Genomic DNA, 280 nt, shown 5'->3' with positions numbered 1-280 from the left:
GACCGTGCTCCTGACCTGCCCACGGACAGCGGGTGGGGACACCCCTGCCGCCGTTCGTGCGCTGCTGGCCCCCGTACTCGCCCAGGTGCAGGAGTGGCTAGCTCTTCCGGAGCTGGAGGAGGCCAGGCTCGTCGTGGTGACCCACGGTGGGTCGGCCGTCGCCCCCGGTGAGCGGCCCGACACCGGACAGGCCGCGGTGCAGGGTCTGATCCGTACGGCGTCCTCCGAACATCCGGGCCGTTTCCTGCTGGTCGACCTGGACGACGCGCCGTCGTCCGTC

1 protein-coding gene is annotated in these 280 nt (G+C 72.1%); it reads left to right on the top strand.

Annotated features, from left to right (window positions below; genetic code table 11):
• Positions 1–4 precede the first annotated feature (4 nt).
• Positions 5–280: SpnB-like Rossmann fold domain-containing protein (locus tag IG88_RS43670; RefSeq protein WP_420712122.1), on the top strand; the 276-nt coding region annotated here is incomplete at its 3' end.

Origin of the sequence: Streptomyces sp. NRRL F-5650 (assembly GCF_000721365.1) — a bacterium.
In the GTDB taxonomy this organism is placed as follows: Bacteria; Actinomycetota; Actinomycetes; order Streptomycetales; family Streptomycetaceae; genus Streptomyces; species Streptomyces ardesiacus.
Note: the sequence above shows the minus strand (reverse complement) of the source record. Positions and strands in the feature narration are given on the sequence as shown.